The sequence below is a fragment of the Emticicia sp. genome (assembly GCF_049241225.1).
Taxonomy (GTDB): Bacteria; Bacteroidota; Bacteroidia; order Cytophagales; family Spirosomataceae; genus Emticicia.
This window is the reverse complement of record NZ_JBMLRC010000253.1, coordinates 24,788-27,385: the sequence shown is the minus strand read 5'-3', so window position 1 is coordinate 27,385 and position 2,598 is coordinate 24,788. Positions and strand designations below refer to the sequence as shown.

The following is a 2,598-nucleotide window of genomic DNA, read 5'->3' as shown; positions in this document are numbered from 1 at the left end:
GCCTTACCGATAGCCAAAGTAATCAAGGCTACTGATTTGTAAGCATCATCGTTTCCTGGGATTGGGTATTCAACTGCCTCAGGGTTTGAGTTAGTATCACAAATTGCAATTACTGGAATACCAAGACGGTGAGCTTCTGATACTGCAAGGTGTTCACGCTTAACGTCAACAACAAACAAAGCAGCAGGAAGTCTTGAAAGGTCAGCAACACCACCCAACAAACGCTCTAATTTGATACGCTCACGGTCTAACATCAAACGCTCACGTTTTGCGATGTTTTTAGCAGTTGCTTCGTCTTTCAACATACGCTCTACGTTTTGCAATTTTTTCAAAGATTTTTTGATAGTTGCAAAGTTTGTAAGCATACCACCTAACCAACGCTCAGTTACGTAAGGCATTTTCAAGCGACGTGCTTCTTCAGCAACGATTTCTTGAGCTTGTTTCTTCGTAGCTACGAACATGATTTTGCGTCCAGAACGAACGATTCCTTTAACAACTTCTTGAGCGTCTTCAAGACAAGCAAGAGTTTTGTTAAGGTCGATGATATGGATTCCGTTTTTCTCCATGAAGATATACGGAGCCATTTTTGGGTCCCATTTGCGGGTAAGGTGACCGAAGTGTACACCTGCATCCAATAATTCTTTGTACTCTAATTGTGCCATTTGACTAAATTAGTAAGATGTAAATAATAAATTAAACTACGCAGCACAGCACACCGGACACGATTAAGTGCTGTCTGGACTTTTATTAATGGGCAATCTTCAGTTTGAAGTAAGTAGCAAACAATAATTTGTAAACTGCATACTGCGAACCGAAGACTGAAAATATTAACGTTTCGAGAATTGGAATCTCTTACGTGCTTTACGACGACCTGGTTTTTTACGTTCAACCATACGTGCATCACGAGTTAAGAAACCTTCTTTTTTCAACGCTGGACGGTTCTCTGCATTTGCTTCACACAAAGCACGAGAGATTGCCATACGAACAGCTTCCGCTTGTCCGGCAATACCACCACCACTTACGTTTACTTTTAAATCGTACTGACCAGCCGTACTTGTTGTATTAAACGGTTGGTTTAAGATGATTTGGAGAATCTCTGAAGGAAAATACTCCTTCAAACCTTTTCCATTTATAGAAACTTCACCATTTCCCGCTTTCATGTAGATACGGGCTACGGCTGTTTTTCTTCTACCTACTGCGTTGATAACTTGCATTTGTATATAGAAATTTGAAAATATTCTGAAATTAGATAAATTATTTTGGTTATCAGAAAATTGGTTATTGGGAAATTGGTTAAATAAATTACCTGTTCACAACTAATAACCAGTAACTAATAACAAATCACCAAATTATAGCTCAATTGTTTTTGGTGTTTGAGCTGCGTGTGGGTGTTCTGCTCCAGTATATACATATAAATTTGTATATAAACGACGACCCAAACGACCTTTCGGCAACATACCTTTCACGGCCATTTCAACCACACGGCGGCCATCTTTTGCCATTAACTCACGAGGAGTAGCAAAACGTTGTCCACCTGGGTGCCCTGTGTGACGGATATAAACTTTATCAGTCATTTTCTTTCCCGTCAAACGTATTTTTTCTGCATTGATAACAATTACGTTATCGCCACAGTCAACGTGAGGAGTGTAGTTTGTTTTGTTTTTACCACGAATGATATTCGCAATTTGGCTACACAAGCGGCCCAATACTTTGTCGGTAGCATCAATAACTACCCATTCTTTATTAACGGTTTCGCTGTTAGCTGAAATCGTTTTGTAACTTAAATGCTTCACTGTTTTGTTTATTTTAAATGTTCGATACACTTAGTTTCCTAAGCGGTTTGAAAAAAGCATTTGTCATCTATTTTTAGCTTTCACTCCCAACTGCTACGACTACCTTTCGATGACTTTTTCCACGAAGTTATGGGGTGCTGAAACAACACATGATTCGCTTCGGAATTAGCGTTTCTCCCTAACTTAAATTTTCCCTCGAACAAACGGGCTACGCTACGAGGGTGGTATTTTGGGGCTGCAAAATTATAAATTTCTTTTAATAAAACCAATAACTTACGAATTATTTTATGTGTAATTAGTTGATATGAAGATAAGAACGTAATTTTGTGCATATTGATGTCCGATAAAAGCTTCAGAAAAGCATCGACCGTTAGACCCACCCAAAAATCATGAGATATTTTCTTACAATTTTGCTGATTACATTTTCAGTACAAATAAGTTCTGCACAATGGAAACCCAATGATGCTACGCCTTCGATGGTAAGTGCCGCACCTGACTTTCAGTATGCTGTACTTTATTCGATTGATGATGAAGGAAATAGCTTTTATGTTTGGGCTGATTATCGTGATAACCTCATTGATTTATATGCCCAAAAGCTCGATGCTAAAGGTACACCGCAGTGGACAAAAGACGGCTTACGTATAGGCCGAATCTTAGATAAGAGTACATTTATCTATACGCCCAAATTAATTAAACCTGATGGTAAAGGCGGAGCGTATATTTTATGGCACAGATGTATTGATGTAAATAAAACTGACCGCCGAAATCTATATGCTCAGTATGTTTCGAGTGAGGGAAAAGCTCA

At 38.7% G+C, this 2,598-nt stretch carries 4 protein-coding genes; 1 reads left to right on the top strand and 3 read right to left on the bottom strand.

Going from position 1 to position 2,598, the window contains the following annotated elements; translation table 11 throughout:
- From rpsB to rplM, 3 genes are all read right to left on the bottom strand, one after another.
- Positions 1 to 662, bottom strand: a 662-nt coding sequence (rpsB, locus tag ACOVO2_RS13695) for a 30S ribosomal protein S2 (RefSeq protein ID WP_421770521.1), incomplete at its 3' end; no start/stop codon positions are given.
- Positions 663 to 827: 165 nt separating this feature from the next.
- On the bottom strand, positions 828 to 1,214 hold the full coding sequence (rpsI, locus tag ACOVO2_RS13690; RefSeq protein WP_015028230.1) for a 30S ribosomal protein S9: 387 nt from the start codon (positions 1,212 to 1,214) through the stop codon (positions 828 to 830).
- A 135-nt stretch (positions 1,215 to 1,349) separates the two neighbouring features.
- Entirely contained in the window at positions 1,350 to 1,793 is a 444-nt protein-coding gene (gene rplM / locus ACOVO2_RS13685; RefSeq protein ID WP_188765672.1) for a 50S ribosomal protein L13, read from the bottom strand.
- Between the two features lie 389 nt (positions 1,794 to 2,182).
- Here rplM and ACOVO2_RS13680 point away from each other — a divergent pair.
- Positions 2,183 to 2,598 (top strand): hypothetical protein (locus ACOVO2_RS13680; RefSeq protein ID WP_421770520.1); only part of this gene is annotated, 416 nt, incomplete at its 3' end.

What these genes read in the sequence shown, in the direction of transcription:
- rpsI (WP_015028230.1), bottom strand. Translation starts at nt 1,214, where the DNA reads ATGCAAGTTATCAACGCAGTAGGTAGAAGAAAAACAGCCGTAGCCCGT.